The 20,626-nt window shown below is 36.5% G+C and carries 17 protein-coding genes, 1 tRNA gene and 1 pseudogene; 14 read left to right on the top strand and 5 right to left on the bottom strand.

Going from position 1 to position 20,626, the window contains the following annotated elements:
- Positions 1-70: 70 nt before the first annotated feature.
- The gene (gene nifJ, locus CY0110_RS16085) at positions 71-3,703 is read right to left on the bottom strand and encodes a pyruvate:ferredoxin (flavodoxin) oxidoreductase (RefSeq protein WP_008276547.1); all 3,633 of its coding nucleotides are present in this window, start codon (positions 3,701-3,703) and stop codon (positions 71-73) included.
- A gap of 297 nt (positions 3,704-4,000) precedes the next feature.
- Between nifJ and CY0110_RS28665 the strand changes: the two are divergent.
- The 7 genes and pseudogenes from CY0110_RS28665 to CY0110_RS16110 all read left to right on the top strand — a co-directional run.
- A pseudogene (locus tag CY0110_RS28665) lies at positions 4,001-4,129 on the top strand (DUF29 family protein); the annotation flags it as partial.
- A 209-nt stretch (positions 4,130-4,338) separates the two neighbouring features.
- Positions 4,339-7,269, top strand: a complete 2,931-nt coding sequence (locus CY0110_RS16090; protein ID WP_008276549.1) for a type IIG restriction enzyme/methyltransferase — start codon at positions 4,339-4,341, stop codon at positions 7,267-7,269.
- A complete protein-coding gene (locus CY0110_RS30440; RefSeq protein ID WP_008276550.1) occupies positions 7,250-8,098 on the top strand; it encodes a TaqI-like C-terminal specificity domain-containing protein in 849 nt (282 codons plus the stop codon). Before CY0110_RS16090 ends, CY0110_RS30440 begins: the two co-directional genes overlap by 20 nt.
- Before the next feature lie 406 nt (positions 8,099-8,504).
- Entirely contained in the window at positions 8,505-8,768 is a 264-nt protein-coding gene (locus tag CY0110_RS16095; RefSeq protein ID WP_008276551.1) for a hypothetical protein, read from the top strand.
- 5 nt (positions 8,769-8,773) lie between these two features.
- Positions 8,774-9,202 (top strand): type II toxin-antitoxin system VapC family toxin, encoded by a 429-nt coding sequence (locus CY0110_RS16100; RefSeq protein WP_008276552.1) that lies wholly within the window; start codon positions 8,774-8,776, stop codon positions 9,200-9,202.
- A 259-nt stretch (positions 9,203-9,461) separates the two neighbouring features.
- Positions 9,462-9,716: a type II toxin-antitoxin system VapB family antitoxin gene (vapB, locus tag CY0110_RS16105; RefSeq protein ID WP_008276553.1), complete on the top strand. Its 255-nt coding sequence runs from the start codon at positions 9,462-9,464 to the stop codon at positions 9,714-9,716.
- Entirely contained in the window at positions 9,716-10,102 is a 387-nt protein-coding gene (locus CY0110_RS16110) for a type II toxin-antitoxin system VapC family toxin (protein WP_008276554.1), read from the top strand. The genes vapB and CY0110_RS16110 overlap by 1 nt, the downstream gene beginning before the upstream one ends.
- A 139-nt stretch (positions 10,103-10,241) precedes the next feature.
- Here CY0110_RS16110 and cobJ read toward each other — a convergent pair whose 3' ends face one another.
- Positions 10,242-12,161: a precorrin-3B C(17)-methyltransferase gene (gene cobJ / locus CY0110_RS16115; RefSeq protein WP_008276555.1), complete on the bottom strand. Its 1,920-nt coding sequence runs from the start codon at positions 12,159-12,161 to the stop codon at positions 10,242-10,244.
- 51 nt (positions 12,162-12,212) lie between these two features.
- Complete coding sequence (locus tag CY0110_RS16120; RefSeq protein WP_008276556.1) at positions 12,213-12,455, bottom strand: DUF7219 family protein; 243 nt, start codon at positions 12,453-12,455, stop codon at positions 12,213-12,215.
- Between the two features lie 113 nt (positions 12,456-12,568).
- Between CY0110_RS16120 and CY0110_RS16125 the strand changes: the two genes are divergently transcribed.
- The 4 genes from CY0110_RS16125 to CY0110_RS16140 all read left to right on the top strand — a co-directional run bounded on the left by CY0110_RS16125 (position 12,569) and on the right by CY0110_RS16140 (position 15,412).
- The gene (locus CY0110_RS16125) at positions 12,569-12,757 is read left to right on the top strand and encodes a hypothetical protein (RefSeq protein ID WP_008276557.1); all 189 of its coding nucleotides are present in this window, start codon (positions 12,569-12,571) and stop codon (positions 12,755-12,757) included.
- Between the two features lie 128 nt (positions 12,758-12,885).
- Complete coding sequence (locus CY0110_RS16130) at positions 12,886-13,824, top strand: glycosyltransferase family 9 protein (protein WP_008276558.1); 939 nt, start codon at positions 12,886-12,888, stop codon at positions 13,822-13,824.
- A 156-nt stretch (positions 13,825-13,980) separates the two neighbouring features.
- Entirely contained in the window at positions 13,981-15,066 is a 1,086-nt protein-coding gene (gene leuB, locus CY0110_RS16135) for a 3-isopropylmalate dehydrogenase (RefSeq protein WP_008276559.1), read from the top strand.
- Positions 15,067-15,154: 88 nt separating this feature from the next.
- Complete coding sequence (locus CY0110_RS16140; protein WP_008276560.1) at positions 15,155-15,412, top strand: hypothetical protein; 258 nt, start codon at positions 15,155-15,157, stop codon at positions 15,410-15,412.
- A gap of 114 nt (positions 15,413-15,526) precedes the next feature.
- Here the strand turns inward: CY0110_RS16140 and CY0110_RS16145 are convergent, their stop codons facing one another.
- Entirely contained in the window at positions 15,527-16,840 is a 1,314-nt protein-coding gene (locus CY0110_RS16145; RefSeq protein WP_008276561.1) for a dihydroorotase, read from the bottom strand.
- A 141-nt stretch (positions 16,841-16,981) separates the two neighbouring features.
- On the opposite strand from CY0110_RS16145, the gene lepB reads away from it, so the two are divergent.
- Positions 16,982-17,623, top strand: a complete 642-nt coding sequence (lepB, locus tag CY0110_RS16150; protein ID WP_008276562.1) for a signal peptidase I — start codon at positions 16,982-16,984, stop codon at positions 17,621-17,623.
- A 109-nt stretch (positions 17,624-17,732) separates the two neighbouring features.
- Here the strand turns inward: lepB and CY0110_RS16155 are convergent.
- Positions 17,733-17,817, bottom strand: a tRNA-Ser gene (locus CY0110_RS16155).
- A 174-nt stretch (positions 17,818-17,991) separates the two neighbouring features.
- On the opposite strand from CY0110_RS16155, the gene CY0110_RS16160 reads away from it, so the two are divergent.
- The gene (locus tag CY0110_RS16160; RefSeq protein WP_008276563.1) at positions 17,992-19,452 is read left to right on the top strand and encodes a glycosyltransferase family 39 protein; all 1,461 of its coding nucleotides are present in this window, start codon (positions 17,992-17,994) and stop codon (positions 19,450-19,452) included.
- A 121-nt stretch (positions 19,453-19,573) separates the two neighbouring features.
- On the top strand, positions 19,574-20,596 hold the full coding sequence (locus CY0110_RS16165; protein ID WP_008276564.1) for a glycosyltransferase family 2 protein: 1,023 nt from the start codon (positions 19,574-19,576) through the stop codon (positions 20,594-20,596).
- Positions 20,597-20,626: the final 30 nt, after the last annotated feature.

The following is a 20,626-nucleotide window of genomic DNA, read 5'->3' on the forward strand; positions in this document are numbered from 1 at the left end:
CAAGTTTTATGTTTTATAGGGTAAGTCCCTAAAAACTCACCCTAAACCATTACAAAGGAAACCTAATTACCTAATTAACCGTTGTTTCCGCCTCAATATTAGCCTTACTATGTCCATTTCCGTTACCTATTTCTAACTGCCTTGCAGCTAAATATTGATACATTTGCCAACGGGTATTAACATCTGCTTGCGCCTCTTTAAGCAGTTTTTTGGCAGCATCTGGTTTACTTCTGGCTAACATTTTGAAACGGTTTTCTTGATACATAGTTCGTTCAATGGGAAGCTTAGGACTTCTCATATCTAACTGTAAGGGGTTCTTTCCTTCTCCTACTAAGTCGGGATGATACCGATACAATAACCAGCGGCCACTGTCTACAATGTCCTTCTGATAACTCATGGCAGTGGTCATATTGATACCGTGGGCGATACAGTGAGAATAGGCAATAATCAAAGAGACACCCTCATAAGCTTCTGCTTCTAAAAAGGCTTTGATACTATGCTCATTCTTTGCACCCATAGCTACACTAGCAACATAAACGTTACCGTAAGTCATAGCCATTAACCCTAAGTCTTTCTTGGGTGAGGGTTTCCCTGCTGCTGCAAACTTGGCAACGGCAGCGCGAGGGGTGGCTTTGGATGCTTGTCCCCCCGTATTAGAATAAACTTCTGTGTCCATGACCAAAATATTAACGTTGCGTCCACTGGCTAACACATGGTCTAACCCACCATAACCAATATCATAAGCCCAACCGTCACCGCCAATGATCCAAACACTCTTTTTCACTAAATAGTCAGCCACAGACTGCAACATGGTTACTTTAGCTTGGGTGGTTTCCTCTAAGTTGCCACTGCTTAACTGGGTTAACCGTTGTTTGAGGATAGCTACCCGTCCCCGTTGTTCAAAGATGTCTGCTTCATCTATTTGTTTTGCGTTTAATAACTCTTGCGCTAGGTTTTCTCCAATATCAGAGGCTAAACTTTTGACTAACTCCGTCGCAAACTCTGCTTGTTTATCGATGGAGACACGGAACCCTAAACCAAATTCTGCGTTATCTTCAAATAAGGAATTAGACCAAGCTGGGCCCCTTCCTTCTTGGTTATGGGTCCAGGGAGTAGTGGGTAGGTTTCCGCCATAAATAGAAGAACATCCCGTTGCGTTGGCGACTACCATGCGATCGCCAAATAATTGTGTTGCCAGTTTAATATAAGGGGTTTCGCCACATCCGGCACAGGCCCCAGAGAACTCAAATAAGGGTTCTTGCATCTGTTGATGGCTGATTTTATTGAGTTTAAGGGTATTGCGATCAGGGTTAGGAATAGAGAGGAAATAGTCCCAATTTTCTCGTTCTTGTTCCCTTATAGGTAATTGTGGGGCCATATTAATGGCTTTGAGTTTGGGTTGGGATTTATTTTTCGCGGGACATACATCAACGCAGACACCGCAACCGGTACAGTCTTCAGCCGCCACTTGAATGGTAAATTTGAGATCAGTTTTCTTCCAGTCTAAGTCCTTTGCCTCTGCACTTTTGAAGCTGGTTGGGGCATTACTTAACGCTGCTTCTTCATATACTTTAGACCGGATCACCGCATGAGGACAAACTAAAACACATTTCCCACACTGAACGCACACATCTTCATCCCAAACGGGTATTTCTTGGGCGACATTGCGTTTTTCCCATTTTGCTGTTCCACTGGGATAAGTTCCATCGCAAGGTAAGGCACTCACAGGGATATCTTCCCCTTGTCTTGCCATCATTTTTCCTAATACATCTCGGATGAAGGCAGGGGCGGTATCAGGGATAGGATGATCAATGTCTGGGGCGTTATTATCTACCGTAGTTGGAACAGTTACTTGATGAAGATGATCTAAAGCAGCATCAACCGCTTTCATGTTCATCTGTACGATGTCTTCCCCTTTCTTACCGTAGGTTTTGCGAATATATTTTTTAATTTGTTCTATGGCTTCTTCTCTGGGGAGAACATTGGCTAAGGCAAAGAAGCAGACTTGCATGACGGTGTTTATTCTGCCACCCATCCCTGCATTTCTGGCCACTTCGTAAGCGTTGATCACATAAACTTTAAGGTTTTTGTTAATAATATGGTCTTGGACAGGACGGGGGAGATGTTGCCAAACATATTCGGGTTTGTAGGGACTATTAATGAGAAACGTTGACTCTTCTATAGCAGGTTCTAGGAGGTCAAATTTTTCCAAAAATTCCCATTGATGACAGGCAACAAAGTTAGCTTGATTCACTAAGTAGGTTGAGCGAATGGGATCGCGTCCAAAGCGTAAATGAGACACCGTAACAGACCCAGATTTTTTGGAGTCGTAGACGAAATAGCCTTGGGCATAGTTATCGGTTTCTTCTCCAATAATTTTAATGGAGTTTTTATTTGCACCTACTGTTCCATCTGATCCTAATCCATAAAAGATGGCTCGAACAACGTTATTAGGTTCTGTGGAAAAATTGGGATCATAATCGATACTGGTATGGCTAAGATCGTCATTAATACCAATGGTAAAATGATTTTTTGGGTTATCTAATGTTAAGTTATCAAACACCCCTTTAACCATTGCTGAAGTAAACTCTTTGGAAGATAAACCATATCTACCACCAACAATTTTCGGTAAAGGTATTTCCTGACAACATTCCATAAACCCAGTCACAACATCTACATATAAGGGTTCCCCTGCTGAACCGGGTTCTTTAGTGCGATCTAAAACAGCAATTTTTCTAACCGTTTTTGGTAAAGATTCAATTAGCTTTTCTGCTACAAAGGGACGATATAAACGAACTTTTAAAACCCCGACTTTTTTCCCTTGATTCATTAAATAATCTACGGTTTCATGGACGGTTTCGCAACCAGAACCCATTAAAATAATGACTCTTTCTGCTTCAGGATCACCATGATATTCGTATAAGTTATATTGCCTTCCCGTTAGTTGGGCAAACTTATCCATTGTCCTCTGTAAAATGTCAGGATAAGCTGCATAGAAGGGGTTGACGGTTTCTCTGGCTTGGAAGTAAACATCGGGGTTTTGTGCCGTTCCTCGAATAACGGGGCGATCTGGCGTTAATGCCCTTTCTCGATGGGCGATCACCCATTCGTCTTTGATCAGCGATCGCAGTACCGCATCATCCAATAATTCTACTTTCTGTACTTCGTGGGAAGTCCTAAACCCATCAAAAAAGTGAAGTCCAGCGACTCTACTTTCGTAACTAGCTGCGGTGGTGATAGCTGCAAAGTCTTGAGCTTCTTGCACGGATGCAGAGGCGATCAAGGCTAACCCGGTACTTCTGGCGGCCATGACATCAGCATGATCCCCGAAAATAGATAAGGCTTGGGCCGCCAGCGATCGCGCAGCCACATGAATGACAGTAGCAGTGAGTTCCCCTGCTATTTTGTAGAGGTTAGGAAGCATCAATAATAAGCCCTGAGAGGCGGTAAATGTGGTCGTTAACGCCCCTGTTTGCAACGATCCGTGGATGGCCCCGGCTGCCCCGCCTTCACTTTGCATTTCCACAATAGAGGGAATGGTTCCCCAGAGGTTGGGTTGTTCAAAAGATGCCCAAGTATCTGCCCATTCTCCCATCGGTGAGGAGGGGGTAATAGGATAAATGGCGATCACTTCATTGAGACGGTAGGCAACTCTGGCAACGGCTTCATTTCCATCAATAGTAGCGTAGGTTTTGCTGTTCATAAGTGTTTTCTCTACTTAGCGATCGATTAGGTTGAATGGTAATTTTTGTTGCAAAGACTTGACAGTTTTAGGGAAAAATATCAAAAAATCATTAATTTTTGAGGTCTGATTAAGGCAACATTAGAGTTGTTTTTGGTAGGGGTTTGTCATAGGGGTTAATAATGAGACTTCTACTTTTATGATCAAACATAATTTCAGAGATAGAACGATTTATTATCTTTTTTTAATACCGTTATTTCAGCTATTCATTTTGTTATAATGGGATTGAATAGTTTAAATTTTTGAAGATGTCAAAATATGGTCACTCAGATTAATTCACAAACTCTCTATGATAAAGATTTTAATTTGTGGATAGAAGAAACAGTAAAACAACTTAAATCAGGGGATTTTAATGAGATTGATATAAATAATTTAATTGAAGAAATTGCTGATAAAGCAGAAAAATGAGGATTAAATCCTGAAATTTTAGAAGATATTTTAAATAATGAACCATAAATGTTTTATTTTCCTGTCAAGTATTCAATCAAAACAGTAGGGTGGGCAAATAGATAACTTATATTACCCAACTAAATAAATTAATGTTTTGCCCACCTTATCAATAGTTTTTAACTCTAACTTTTTTGATTATTAATGTTATGTCTAACCTATTATCACCCCATCAATCATTAAATAAAGCTTTCCTCAAAGTTAAACCCACTCGTCAACATTTTGAACAGTTTAAAATTAATTTAAAACAATTACTAGATAATATTAAGGACAGAGAGTCAGAAGAATATAACAAAAATTTATTGCGAGATTTTCTTAAAAATACTTATTATCAAGATAATTATTTTATCAATACTAAATTTATTAACGATTTAGTGATTCGCACTGATAAAAGTGATGATAGTACAGTAGGGGTTATTTTAGAGTGTAAAAAACCCAATAATAAATCTGAAATGCCAAAGTTAGATAAACTTAATGTCAAAGCATTACAGCAGTTACTCTTATATTTTTTGCGAGAGAGAGTTATAGAGAATAATATTAATCTCAAATATTTAATTATTACTAATGTTTACGAGTGGTTCATTTTTGATGCACAAGAGTTTGAACGGTTATTTTATCAGGATACAGCTTTATTTAAGCAGTTTAATGAGTTTGAAGATGGAAGGTTAACGGGTAAAGGTACAGATTTTTTCTACAAAGACATTGCTAAACCTGCAATTGATCAAAAAACCGATGATTTAACTTTCGTTTATGTTAATTTACGAGAAAGTATAGACAATGAAAAGCAGTTACGGGACTTATATAAGTTATTTTCTCCTGAACATTTATTAAAGTTACCGTTTATTAATGATAGTAACAGTTTAGATAAAGAATTTTATAACGAGTTATTATATATTATTGGATTGACAGAAGTTAAGGAGAAAAATAAGAAGTTAATTAAACGAAATAAAGCGGCAAAAAGAAACATTGGATCATTAATTGAAAATACAATCATACAATTGGATAATGATCTTGATCTCAAAAATCCGTTACAGTTTGGTGATAGCAAAGAAGAACAACTTTTTAATGTTAGTTTAGAATTAGTAATTACTTGGATTAATCGTATTCTATTTTTAAAGTTATTAGAAGCACAATTAATTAATTATCATCAAGGAGATAAATCTTTTGCATTTTTAAACCTAGATAAGATTAAAGATTATAATGACTTAGATTTTCTCTTTTTTAAGGTTTTAGCTTACGAAAATAGTCAAAGGAATGAATATATTAATCAAAAATTTGGTAAAGTTCCCTATCTTAATAGTTCATTATTTGAGAAAACAGAGTTAGAACAAGAAACTATCTGTATTAGTAATCTTATTAATGAAAACTTACCTGTTTTTTCAGGAACCGTGTTAAAAGATACTACAGGAAAAAAACGAACAGGAGACTTAAATGCACTACAATATTTATTTGAGTTTCTAGATGCTTATGATTTTAGTAGCGAGGGTTCCGAAGCAATACAAGAAGACAACAAACGCTTAATTAATGCGTCGGTTTTGGGGTTAATTTTTGAGAAGATAAACGGTTATAAAGATGGTTCCTTTTTTACCCCTGGTTTTATCACCATGTATATGTGTGAAGAAACTATTAGACGGGGAGTGATTCAAAAGTTTAATGAGGTTAAAAAATGGAACTGTAACACGATTAATGATCTCTATAATAAGATTGATGATAAAGTAGAAGCAAACGAGATCATCAACAGTTTAAAAATTTGTGATCCTGCGGTGGGTTCGGGTCATTTTTTGGTGTCTGCGTTGAATGAAATCATCGCAATAAAAAGTGAGTTGAAAATCTTACAAGATAAAGAAGGTAAGACATTACGAGACTATAAAATAGAAGTGGTCAATGATGAGTTAGTCATTGAAGATGATAACGAAACGTTGTTTGAATATAATCCTAAGAATAAGGAAAGTCAACGGGTACAAGAAACTTTATTTCATGAGAAACAAAAAATTATCGAAAATTGTTTATTTGGAGTAGATATTAATCCCAACTCGGTTAAGATTTGTCGGTTACGGTTATGGATAGAGTTATTGAAAAATGCTTATTATAAAGGGGAAAATGAGTTAGAAACGTTACCCAATATTGACATTAATATTAAGTGTGGGAATTCTTTAATTAGTCGGTTTCCGTTAAACTCAGACTTAAAAATAGCGTTGAGTAAGAGTAAGTCAAACATTAATACTTATCAAACTGCCGTACAAACCTATCGCAGTGCAAAAAGTAAAGAAGAAAAGCGAGAAATGGAAGAATTAATTACAAAAATTAAGGATAATTTTCAGACAACTTTATCTGGTACTGATCCCAAAAAGGTTAAACTGAGAAAGTTAGAGTCAGATTTATATTTATTACAAAATCAAACCACTTTATTAGAGGAGACTGAGAAAGAAAATAAAGCAAAAGAAAAGAAGATAATTAAGTTACAAAATGAGATAGATAAGTTAACCGTTGAGTTGGAAGAAATAGAAAGCGGTAAGTTATATCAAAATGCCTTTGAATGGCGGTTTGAGTTTCCAGAAGTGTTAAATAATAAGGGTGATTTTGTTGGTTTTGATATCATTATTGGTAATCCTCCATATATTCGTCAAGAAGAAATAAAACAATTTAAACCTTATTTTAAAGAACAATATAACTGTTATACAGGAGTTGCTGATTTATTCGTTTATTTCTATGAAAAAGCTTACACTCTTCTTAAGAAACAAGGAATTTTAACTTATATTTCTTCTAATAAATATTTTCGATCAGGATATGGGGAAAAATTGCGCTCATTTTTAACAACAAATACTACCATACATACGTTAATAGACTTTGGTGATGCACCGGTATTTGAAGAAGCGATCGCTTATCCTAGTATTATCGTAACACAAGTTGAAAAGTTGTTAAAAGATGGTCAAACAATACAAGTATTAAACTGGGAAAGCGATAATTCTATTGATGATTTTATTACTATCTTAATCAAGATAGTTTACGCTACAACAACAAGATTTATTATCAGACGGTTGGAGGTTAGAATCTTCTCAAGTGTTACAGTTATTAGATAAGTTAAGAAATGCAGGGATACCATTAGGAGACTATGTTAATGGTAGGTTTTATCGGGGTATTTTAACAGGGTTTAATGAAGCGTTTATTATTGATAAAGCAACCAAAGATAGATTAATTTCTGAATATTCTTCCTCCGCAGAAGTTTTAAAACCGTTTTTAAGAGGAAGAGATGTTAAACGATGGGTTGTTAACTTTGCTGAACAATATTTGATTAAAATAGAATCATCTGAAAACAAAAAACATCCTTGGAGTGATAAACCAGACATCGAAGCAGAAATGATATTTTCTGAGACTTATCCTGCAATTTATCAATGGTTAAATCAATATCGAGAACAATTAATTCAACGATATGATCAAGGTAAATATTTTTGGGAGTTACGAAGTTGTAAATATTGGGATGAGTTTGAAAATAATAAAATTATTATTCCTTCTATTATAGATAATGTAGAATATTTAATAGATCAACAGAGTTACTATACTAATGATAAGACATCTATTTGTATTAGTGATTCTTTATTTTATCTTATTGGATTATTAAATTCACAATTATTATGGTGGTTTATTAAATATATTGCACCAGAAAGACAAAATGGATTTTTAGAATTTAAACCTATGTATGTTTCACAAATACCTATCCCAACAGCAACAAATAAGCAAGATACTGAGATTACAGAAATAGTCAATAAAATAATCAAAATTAAAAACAATAATCCTGATGCAGATGTCAGTAACTTAGAGAAAGAAATTGATGAAATAGTCTATAAATTATATGAATTAACACCTGAAGAGATTGCTATAGTAGAAGGTAAGGAAGGTAAGCAATGTTAACTTTAGAATCTTCTCTAATTCTATGATTTTTGACTATACATCTATTATGTTGCCAACATACTACAGAAACCAGACTATTAAATTAAATCTGCACAACACCTTTAACTTATATGAGTAACTAAAATTTTTGAATTTTGAGACTGTTTTATCTTGTCTCTTCTCTTTCTCAAAAACAAAGGTTGCAAGCGCACACCTTTCCCACTGTGTATAGAATATCATGTTAAGTCAAGAAAAAGCAAGTATTTGTTACATCGATTCATCATCAGTCTTATCTAACTATTGCGCTACAGTATCATTAACCCATCATCCCTAAAGTAGCCAAAAGAAACAGCGATCACCCACCAGAGGAATATGATAAATTGTAGTTATAGATAAACTTTATACAACTAAAAAAATCAATTAAGTTATGAACTCATTACGATTACAAACGAGAATTAATGAAAAACTATCTAATTTATCTTCAGAACAACTGAACACAGTTTTAGAATTTATCGAATCAATAGAAATCTTAGAAGCAAAGAAGAAAGCTCCACAACAAACAATTATAGAAAAAATGGGAGGTTATCCTGAGTTTTTATTAGAAGGTTCTGAAAATTTATCAGATAGAGATGTTCGTAAAAAAACAATAGCAAAGAAAATTAAAGAAAAACATCAAAAAAGACATACATAAAAATTGTGAATAACTATCCTTTTGTTTTAATAGATACAGGAATTATCGTTGCTTTTTATGATGTTAAAGATTACTATCATCAGCAAGTTTTGAATTTTTTTAATACTTGTAATAGTCAATTGATTACCACCCTTGCTTGTGTCACAGAAGTGATGTGGTTACTATCCCCTAATATTAATTTGCAAAATGAGTTTTTATTAGCGTTAGAAAAAGAAGCTTTTGTTTGTGAACATTTACTTCCATCAGATTATCAAAGAATTATTGAACTTAACACCATTTATCAAGACTTACCAGGAGACTTTACTGACTTATCTCTTATTGTCATCTCTGAAAGATTAAATATATCAGCAATTGCTACTTTAGATAAAGATTTTGATGTTTATCGACGTTATCGTAAAGAACCTTTCAATCGGGTATTTTTTCCTCAGCGATAACTCAATACTGTTTTATCTCGTCTCTTCTATTCCCCAAAAACAGAAGTTACAAGCGCACACCTTTTCCATTGTGTATAGAATATCATGTCAAGTCAACTAAAAGCAAGCATTTTTAACATTAATTCATCATCAGTCTTGCCTAACTATTGCGCTACAGTATCATTAACCCATCATCCCTAAAGTTGCCAAAACAAACAGCGATCGCTCACAGCAGGAAGATATGATAAATTGTAGTTACAAATGAAATAGTGTAAATGTAATGAAAATCTCAGAAATAGTATCAGCAAAAATAGAAAAACTTCCCCTTGAAAAACAGCAAGAAGTCTTAGACTTTATCGAGTTTCTACAATCAAAAATAGAACCTGACACAATAGACAAACACGTATTATTTCTTGAAGTAGCAAAAGAAATAACAACTAAACAAAAATTAGCAGGTTCAATGAAAGGTACATTTATTTTACCCTTATCTAAGGATTTTGATGAACCTTTAGAAGAGTTTGAGGATTATATGTAATGAGTGGTGTTTTAATCGATACCCATGTTTTTATCTGGTTAGCAGAAAATGATTCCAGTTTACCTATTAAAATAATAGATTATCTAGAAAATACAGAAAATGTATTTGTCAGTGTTGCTAGTTTTTGGGAAATATCTATTAAAGTGAAAATCGGTAAACTTGCTTTAAGTTGTGATTTTAACGATATAGAAACTCGTTTTTTAGCGACTCGTTTTAAGTTGTTATCGATTACTTTACAGGATACTATTAAGCTTTACCATTTACCTTTGTATCATAAAGATCCTTTTGACCGCATTTTAATTGCTCAATCCATTAATAATTCGTTAACCTTAGTTAGCAGAGATCAAATGTTTGATAATTATCCTATTCGTCGTTTTTGGTTATAAACTCTCAATAATCAAGACTGTTTTATTTTACTTCTTTTCTTTCTCAAAAACAGAGGTAACAAGCGCACACCTTTTCCATTGTGTATAGAATATCATGTCAAGTCAAGAAAAAGCAAGCATTTTTAACATTAATTGATAGTTATTTTTGTTCATCGACTTGCTTATATCCTCTGGGTGTAATCATCCAATTTTCATAATAAAAAGTGCTACTATTACCAATTAAAACAGTGGTCAGCATATCAATATCATAGTTTAACATTTCTCCTAAATTAGTTAATATTATGGTTTCATCTTGACGGTAAGCACAACGAACTAAAGCAACAGGGGTATTAGAATTACGATAATTTAGAAAAATATTTTGTGCTTCAACAATTTGAGTTTGACGAGTTTGCGATCGCGGATTATAAAGTGCTGTGACAAAATCTCCCATTGCTGCTGCAGTTAATCGCTTTTTTATCACATCCCAAGGAGTTAATAAATCACTCAAACTAATGGCACAAAAATCGTGCATTAATGGGGTTCCTACTCTTGCTGCTGCTGCTTGTAAAGCGGTAATTCCTGGAAATACTTCAATACTGGGATTGTTGCCATCCCAATTACTATTTTTTAATTCTTCTAATACTAATCCAGCCATACCATAAATACCACAATCTCCCGATGAAACTACAGCTACTGATAAGCCCCATTGGGCTAATTCTATAGCTCTTTGCGCTCTTTTTTTCTCTTTAGTAATCGGTAAAGATTCAATGATTTGACCAGAACGTTGTAAGGGTTTGATTAAGTCTAAATATAAAGAATAACCAATAATAGAATCTACTTCATTAATTGCCGTTTTTGCAGCAGCAGTAATCTGTTCTAAACTTCCTGGACCTATTCCAACTAAATATATTTTTCCTGTTCTTCCTGTATATTCTAACTCGCTTTGAGCAATCGCAATTGTCACCGCTTCATGTTCAGATTTAACAATTTGTTTGTTAACCAAAAGAGGTTTTTTAAACTGAATCTGTTTCCTGTTCCCTGTTCCCTGTTCCCTATTTCCTTGAGAACTAAACCAATAATTAGCTCCATAAACGGCTGCTGCTTCTGCTACACTATAAGTCCCGACTTCTTCTTTTACAATATCAGAAGGATTAGGAACATCAATAGTGTTTAAAACATCAGCCGAATAAGTTAATAAAGGATACTGTTTTTCTTGACAATATTGAATTATTCCAACTTCATCAGCTTTAATGTCAATAGTGGCAATACCTGCGATCGCCTCTTCAGCTAAATGATACTTTTGACAAACGTCTTGGATAGCCGATGCAATCAATTCCTGAGACGTTCCCCGAATGCACCCGATACCCACCCATAACACCCTAGGATACCATTGCACTTTAGGCAGGCTAGAGCCTTCAGCAAATCTGCGTTGGGTAGCACTAATCCATATTCTCCCCTCTGGTCTAGCATTTTCCCCCATTTCACCGAACCCAAAGTAAAAAGGATGATTTTGAGGTAAATTTTCTTGCCAAAGCCGAGAACCTGCTTCTTGTATCACCTGAATCGTTTTTTGAGAAGCAATGGCATGGCTGACCCCTGTCCAATCCCCTGGTCCTTTGCGCCAACCAAAGGGCAACCCTAACAAATCAATCGCCGGTAAATTGAGATGATGAGATGCGCCGGTAATGATGGGGGTAGCGTGGAGATGATGAGCGATGAGTTGGGCTAAGCGATCAGCTCCACCTTGATGGCCACTGCATAAACTAATAACATATTGACCTGTGGGATCGATAACAATAATAGCCGGATCAGAGGCTTTATCCTTTAACAACGGAGCAATAAGACGAGTCACTGCACCCGTCGCTAAACAAAAAATAAAAGCCCGATTATTTGGCCAAATTGTAGCTAAATGGGCTTTAAGGGAACCTTGATAATGACAAATTGTTGTATCACTTAAAGGTAAGGTTTCGGGAACATAGAGTGTTGCCCCTAAGGATTGACAGAGGGGATGTAATAATTGAGTAGCCTGGGGCGTAGTTGCGATCGCTGCGATCGGTTGAAAAGCATCAAAAAGACTCATTAAAGATCATGGCATTGTGGATGATTCTCGCTCATCATAACAAAGCCAATATTACTCAGCTTCAAAAATTGTCATTTTCGTTGCCTCTAACTCTCTCCACAATCCTTCAACTTGATCATAGGCTTCTTTTGGAGGTAATTTTCCTCCGGTGTGCAGATTGGCAATAAAACCCACTTTTTGAGCAAACTGTTGTAGTTTAGTGTTAAACATCACGGTATGGTTAGTTAGAGAGCCGTGATAAGGAGAGATGGGACAAAGAAAATTCTCTTTAATCTTAGCTGGTATATTGTCCATGATGTTTGTTCCTGTTGACCATATTTTTCTATTGTAGAGTACCCACTTTTAACCTAGACTTAATCTAAAGTTAATTTTATTTTACTTATTTTATTGTAGGTAATAGTATACTTATGATCCGCATTGGAATGGTCGTGCGTGTCATTTACCCTGACTATGCTAAGGGGATAGAAGGGCGTATTGAAGCACAAGAAAGCAACGGAAGGTGGTTGGTAAGGCTAGAGCAAAATCCCATTAATCATCAACCCGAATCAATTGTATTATCTCTTGAGGAGTCAGACTTTGAAGTGATAGAACAATGATCGGCAATCAGTTATGGGTAGTTCATAATTAATTCTGAACATTAAAGCAAATTAGAGGACTCTTCCCTTAAAATTAAGCTGTTGTGCTGTAACGAAGCCCACGTTCTACCCATTAAAACATCGAAACTATGCGAATATTAGCCCTGGTTCCTGGGGGGATAAACGAACAAATTTTATTTTTTCCGACCCTAGAAGACCTCAAAACTCAATATCCTAATGCTATTATTGATGTCCTGGTTGAACCCCGTGCCAAATCCGCTTATCGGGTGTGTCCTCAGGTTCATGAAGTTCTCTTATTCGACTATCAAGATCGCAATGGATTGGCTGACTATTTAAACTTATTAGGGATTATCCGCGATCGCGAATACGATATTGCCTTAACCTTAGAAAAACGTTGGAGTATAAGCTTATTACTATGGTTGAATGGTATTCCTGTGACCGTCGGCTATAAAACCCAACCCAGTTGGTTTATTTCAAACCCTGTTCCCCAAAAAACAGAACAATACACCGCCGAGATGTACCACGATTTGCTCCAGGGAATAGACATTAAATCGACCTGTCCCTCTCTGAAAATAGCCCTCCCGAAAGAAGACATTGCCTGGGCCGAAGCGGAGCAAAAACGCTTATTACTTAACGAAAGTGGTTATATCGTGATCTATGGAGGGGCTAATGAGTCCTATCCTATACCTCAGTGGAATAATATCATCAATAGAATTCAAGAAAAACAGCCCTCCTTATCCATTGTCTTACTCCAAGGAAGTGGTGGAGATGAAGCTTGGATTAGTCCTTTACTCAGTCGTTGTTCTGACTTAAAGGTTACCAAACCTGGAGATATAGGCAAATTAGCTGCCATGATCGCAGGGGCTAATTTAATGATTTGCACCGATAGTCCTCCATTACAATTAGGAGTCGCCGTCGGAACCTATACTGTCGCTTTATTTGGTAAAACCGACGCTAAGAAACGGCTTCCTCCTAATGACGATCGCTTTATTGCGATTCAATCTTCTACCTACAATTTAGGAGATATTCAAGCGTCAAAAGTGTTAGAAAAAATTTGGCGCACTTAAATCTTGATTAAACTCGGTTATTTGTTATAACCGAGTCATGCTTAGTCCTCATACCAACTCGTGGTAAAGTAAGACTGCTAGTGAAATGGATATAAAGCGACCCTCCCAGTTTAAGATTGGCGATCGCTCACTGAAAACGAAAAGAAGAACTTAATTATGACGAGGCAATATCGCATTACCCTACTTCCAGGGGATGGCATCGGGCCTGAAATTTTAACTGTGACTGTTGATATCCTCAAACTGATCGGGACACAGTTAGACATTGACTTTCAATTTCAAGAAGCCCTCATTGGAGGGTCTGCCATCGATGAAACAGGTGAGCCCCTCCCCGATCAAACCCTAAAAATGTGTCGCAATAGTGACGCAGTATTATTAGCAGCCATTGGGGGTTATAAATGGGATAATTTGCCCCGTGAAAAACGGCCTGAAACAGGATTATTAGCGATTCGTGCTGGTCTTAATTTATTCGCAAATTTACGGCCAGCAACCATTCTACCCCAGTTAATTGATGCCTCTTCCTTAAAACCAGATATCGTCAGAGGGGTTGATATTATGGTGGTCAGAGAATTAACCGGGGGGATCTATTTTGGAGAACCCAAAGGTATTTTTGAGACCGAAACTGGAGAAAAACGGGGGGTCAATACCATGGCCTATACCGAGTCAGAAATTGATCGCATTGCTAAAGTGGCTTTTGAAACGGCGCAAAAACGAACAGGTAAACTTTGTTCTGTCGATAAAGCCAATGTCTTAGATGTCTCTCAACTTTGGCGCGATCGCGTTACGTTGATGGCAGAACAATACCCTGATGTTGAATTATCTCATCTCTATGTGGATAATGCGGCCATGCAGTTAGTCAGAGAACCCTTACAGTTTGATACCATCGTTACGGGTAATTTGTTTGGGGATATCCTTTCTGATGCTGCGGCCATGTTAACGGGCAGTATTGGAATGTTACCTTCAGCGAGTTTAGGCTTAGAAAAGCCAGGGTTATTTGAACCCGTCCACGGTTCGGCTCCTGATATTGCTGGACAAGATAAGGCTAACCCCTTAGCACAAGTTCTTAGTGCTGCGATGATGCTACGTTATGGATTAAACGAAGCCAAAGCAGCCACCAAGTTAGAAAAAGCGGTTTTAGAAGCCCTAGCCCAAGGATATCGCACAGGAGATATTATGTCTCAAGGCATGAAATCTGTGGGATGTAAAGCGATGGGAGAAGTTTTATTAAGAATATTGGAATCATAGTTAGGGGTTTTTCCGTCTTTTGATGTGTATTCTTTGCATTAGTATATTTAAAGATAAACCTCAATGATTCTGCGAGGAAATTAAAGTTATGGCCTATACATCTCAAATGAAAGATCCCAGACAACAAACTATGGACTCCACTATTATCTTAGATCCCACTTTATTACGAGCAGCCCAAAGAATTTATCGTACCTATTGTATGTTACATCCCAGAAATGCCAAGCGACCCTATGGTATTGCTATTCATCGTAAGAGTTATCGAGGCCAATTAATTTTCCGTAACAACCCAGTTCTTTTACCAGGGGAATGTTTTGTCCCCACCAAGCAATTAGAAGTAGAAATATAGCCTAACTGAAATTAGTTAGGGATAGCGGCTTAGCGTTTGAGGTAATAGTTGAGAGGAATAGATGGGGAGAATATCGTTCTTACTATATTTTCCCATCTATCAACTAAGCAATTTTTATGAGCCAAATTGTAAAGCTTTTCCCCTAACTTCTGTATTCAATTTGCCCTTTTCATAAACAATATTTCCTCCAACAATGGTAATAACAGGCCATCCGGTTAATTGCCATCCCTCAAAAGGACTCCAACCACATTTAGTTTGTAATTCTTCTCTTAGAACAGGATGATAATTATCTAAATCAACTAACACTAAATCTGCATCATAACCAGGTTTAATTAATCCTTTATTAGCAATTTTATAAGCTTGTGCTGGGCCATAAGACATCCAATGAGACACTTGAGCAATGCTGCATTTTCTAGCCATTGCTTGAGTCAACATGACTGGTAAAGAAGTCTCTACTCCAGGCATTCCTGAAGGAGATTGAGGATACCCTTTTGCTTTTTCTTCTAAAGTATGGGGAGCGTGGTCAGTAGCAATAAAATCAATCACTCCATCTAATAAAGCTTGCCATAAAACTTGATTATTCTCAGGGGATCTTAAGGGTGGATTCATTTGTGCTAACGTGCCAATTTTTTTGTATGTTTCTGTGTTTAATAATAAATGTTGTGGAGTGACTTCTGTGGTTACCCAACTAGGCTTATGTTCTCTTAAAAATTCGGCTTCGATACCTGTCGATAAGTGTAAAATATGTAAACGTCTTTGATATTTTTCTGAGAGTTTCAATGCTAGTTTTGTGGCATTTAAAGCAGCCGTTTCATCTTGAATCTGAGAATGAATTGCCGGATCGGTAATACCGGCAAATTCTTGACGACGTTGTAAAATTCTAGCTTGATCCTCTGCATGAACGGCAATCAAGCGATCGCCCTTAGCAAAAATAGGTTCAATTTCACTCTCCTGAGAAACTAATAAAGCTCCATGAGACGACCCCATAAAAATTTTAATCCCACACACCGGATTAGCGGTTAATAAATCAGGCAAATTTTCGGCTGTTGCTCCAATAAAAAATCCATAATTCACTAAGCACTTTTGTGAAGCTAAGTGTAATTTCTGATCTAAGGTTGTCTGCGTCGTGGTTAAAGGTCGCGTATTCGGCATTTCCAGGAACGACGTAACGCCTCCCTTAGCACAAGCACAACTGGCCGTAAACAAGTCTTCTTTATGCTCTAAACCCGGTTCTCGAAAATGAACTTGAGGATCAATAACGCCAGGCAACAAAGTTAATCCTGTAGCATCTATAATAGTAGTAACATCCGATTCCGTGATTTCTGGGGCAATCTGGACAATTTTACCCTCTTTGATTAGGATATCTCCTATTAGAAACTCACCATCAGGTAAGAAAATACGAGAGTGACGAATAAGAAGTGATGTCATTTGACAAAAAACCCCCTAAAATAAAATGAAGAATACTTTAATTGTCCCATCCACTTAAGTTTGACTAAACTAAAATCAAATATTCGTTACTTTTAACTCTCACAATATCGATTCGCTTAACTCCCACAATATCTATATCCTATGGCTCGAAGCGTAAAACAAGATAAACATAAGCGTCCTCAATCTTCTAAACAGGAAAATCCTTGGGTTGAACTCACCCAAACAGTTGTTACTGCCGTCATTTTAGCTTTCGGTATTCGTACCTTTGTGGCTGAAGCACGTTACATTCCCTCTTCTTCGATGGAACCAACCCTAGAGATCAACGATCGCCTGATTATTGAAAAATTAAGTTATCATTTTCGAGAACCAGTACGGGGAGATGTAGTGGTCTTTAACCCGACAGAAGCCCTTCAAGCCCAAGACTTCCATGACGCTTTTATTAAGCGTATTATCGGACTACCCGGAGAAACCGTTCAAGTAAAACAGGGAAAAGTTTACGTTAATGGTCAAGAAATTACTGAAAAATACATCGCTGAAGACCCTAATTATGATTACGGTCCAGTGGTAGTTCCTGAGGGAGAATATTTAGTCTTAGGAGATAATCGTAATAACAGTTACGATTCTCATTATTGGGGATTTGTCCCCAAAGATAAAATTATTGGTAAAGCTTTTGTCCGTTTTTGGCCTTTCAACCGTCTAGGAAGTCTTGATCAACAACCTATCTATCCTGGACAAAATCAAAATCCCGATAGAAGTCAACAATCTTTACTACCTGAATACTAATTTTAATCATTAATAGTCTAGAAGGAAGTAGATAAGTAACCTACTTCCTTTTTTTATTTAGATTCAAATCTTAAGGTTTTCCGTGGCTTCTCTCAATAAAAGATGAATACGGAGAGGGAGGGATTCGAACCCTCGTTGCCTTTCGACAAAGCAGTTTTCGAGACTGCCGCATTCAACCACTCTGCCACCTCTCCAAGAGAATGAGGGTTTACCTATCGCTCATTATAACAGGGTTCGTCTGTTCGACCTTGTTTTCATTAGCTTAAAAAAAACGAACTTTTTAAATTCTCTACAAAAAATCGACCTTTTTGGTTTAACATATAGGTCAAGATATATGATGCTCTTAAAATTTTAATCTAGACTTAAAAATGAAACTAAAAATATTGAACTTTCCCTTAATCCCTCATCATAAAGATGAACAAAGACAATGGTTTTTATTCGGTTGTATTCTGCTCTTAGCAATTGGCCTTTATATTTATAAAATTGATTCTAAAGGTTTATGGATTGATGAATTTATTAGCTTAATTGATGCTGAAAAATTAAGGATGAAAGATGGACGATTTCTTTATTATCCTTTATTAGCTTTCTGGACAACATTTAGTAATAGTGATGCTTGGTTAAGAGGCTTATCTGTTATTTTTGCTGTGGGAAGTGTGATTTTGCTTTATGAACTAGCACGCTACTTATTTAATGAAACGACAGGGTTAATAGCTGCTTTGATGTTGACACTTTCCCCCTTGTTTATCAATCATGCTCAAGAAGTTCGTTATTATACTTTAGCCACTTGTGTCACCTTAGCAGGGACTCTCTTTTTAGCTCATGCTTTAAAACAGCCTGATAATTGGAAAACGAAAGCTGGGTGGGCGATAATGAGATTTTTAGCTATTCTTACAGTTCCTTTTAATGGGACTTTATTAGGAGCTGATTTGTTACTTATTGGTACACAATTTTCCAAACAAAAGCAAAGATTATTGTCTTTCGCGACACCCTTAATAGGACTTATCATTCTTTCTATTCCTGTGGCCATTGATTTGTTATCCGCCGTCACATCAGGAAAACATTATTTAGTCGGTTCAACTCCAGGTATTAGAGAAGTTTTGAGGGAAGTAAGAATATTAACTGCCTATTCTTATCCACCTCCACCCCCCTATTTAACAAGGTTTCTTCATGTTTACATTCTCTTGGCGGTTGCTGTATTGGTGATTGCTATTGTTAAGAAACCTCGTAGCCAACAAACGTTATGGGTAGCTGCTTGGGGGTTTATTCCTTTAATCATAATTTTTGTTTATTCTCATCTCTCCAATTCCATTTGGATTACTCGTTATTTCTTATTTGTTGCACCCTATTTATTTCTTCTTTTAGCCGTAGGGTTTCTGAAAATATGGCGAAAGTGGCGGTTTATGGCTTTAATTGTGGCAATGGTTTATGCGATCGCTGTGAGTATAGGATTAACCCATTACTATAGCTCACCAGAACGCTATATGGGCGCTCGTGGAGATTTTTATCGGGGAATTGCTCAGATCATTAATGCAGAAGAAAAACCAGGAGATGTTATTATTTGGTCTATCATTCATGGAACATCTAAACCTTTAGAACATTATCATCGTGGTTCGGCTTCTATTATCAAGAAAGAATATGAATATAATTTTGACGAAGCTAATCTAAAAAAATGGCTTAATAGCTTACCCCCCATTGAATCTCGTATGTGGATAGTTTATCCAAACCAATCTGAGCTTTTCTGCCAATTACTTAAAGAAAAGTATAATAATGTCAAAAACTATAAAAAATTTGGCCAGTGTAATGTATCGTTAATCAATCCAGAAATTTAATAATTCGATACTTACAGATAGAAATAGAATGATGAGTTATCGGCTTCCGTGATTGACTCAATTTTCTTGCTATTTCATGTTATATTATCAACAAAATTTTTAATCAAAATCCCTAAAAGTAATGAGCGAAACATTAAGACTATTGACTCAACAAGATAATCACAATTATAACGAAACTTATCTTTCGGTAATCGTTCCCATTTATAATGAACTTGAGAGTTTACCCCTACTAATTCAAGCAATTGCTGATATTTTAGTAGAGAGCCAATTATCCTACGAAATTATTTGTGTTGATGATGGTTCTCAGGATGGTTCTGCTGATTTATTACAAGACTTAGCTAACAGTCGTGATGATTTAGTCGCCATTATTTTTCGTCGTAATTACGGTCAAACTCCAGCTATGGCAGCCGGATTTCAATACGCTAAAGGAAATATTATTATTACTTTAGATGGGGATTTACAAAATGACCCGGCTGATATTCCTAAGCTCGTTAACAAACTTGAAGAAGGTTACGATTTGGTGAGTGGTTGGCGTAAAAATCGCCAAGATGCTCGGTTAACGCGACTACTGCCCTCTAAAATTGCTAATTGGATTATTGGTCGAGTCACAGGGGTTAAATTACATGACTATGGATGTTCATTAAAAGCTTATCGTCGAGAAGTTTTATCAGATATGAATCTTTATGGTGAACTTCATCGCTTTTTACCTGCTCTTGCCTATATTGAAGGAGCAAAAATTACTGAACTTCCTGTTCGTCATCATGCCCGCCGTTACGGAAGTAGTAAGTATGGTTTAGGGCGGACTTTCCGAGTCTTAATGGATTTACTGACTATCTTCTTCCTGAAAAAGTTTTTAACCCGTCCCATGCACATTTTTGGACTCGGTGGCTTAATTTTATTGATAGCAGGGCTGTTGATGGGTACTTACTTAACCTTTCTCAAGCTAATTCTTGGCTTGAGCATTGGTCATCGTCCTCTACTAATTCTCGCAGTGCTTTTAATTCTCACTGGCATACAACTATTGATTTCTGGATTATTAGCAGAACTGATGATGAGAACTTATCACGAATCGCAAAAACGCCCTATTTATCGCATCCGTCAAATAGTTCAGTCCTCGAATTCGACGGATGTCACTGTTAAATAGTCTTTTTGTAGAAGTCGGGAGATTTTTTTT

The organism is Crocosphaera chwakensis CCY0110, from assembly GCF_000169335.1.
GTDB classification, from domain to species: Bacteria; Cyanobacteriota; Cyanobacteriia; order Cyanobacteriales; family Microcystaceae; genus Crocosphaera; species Crocosphaera chwakensis.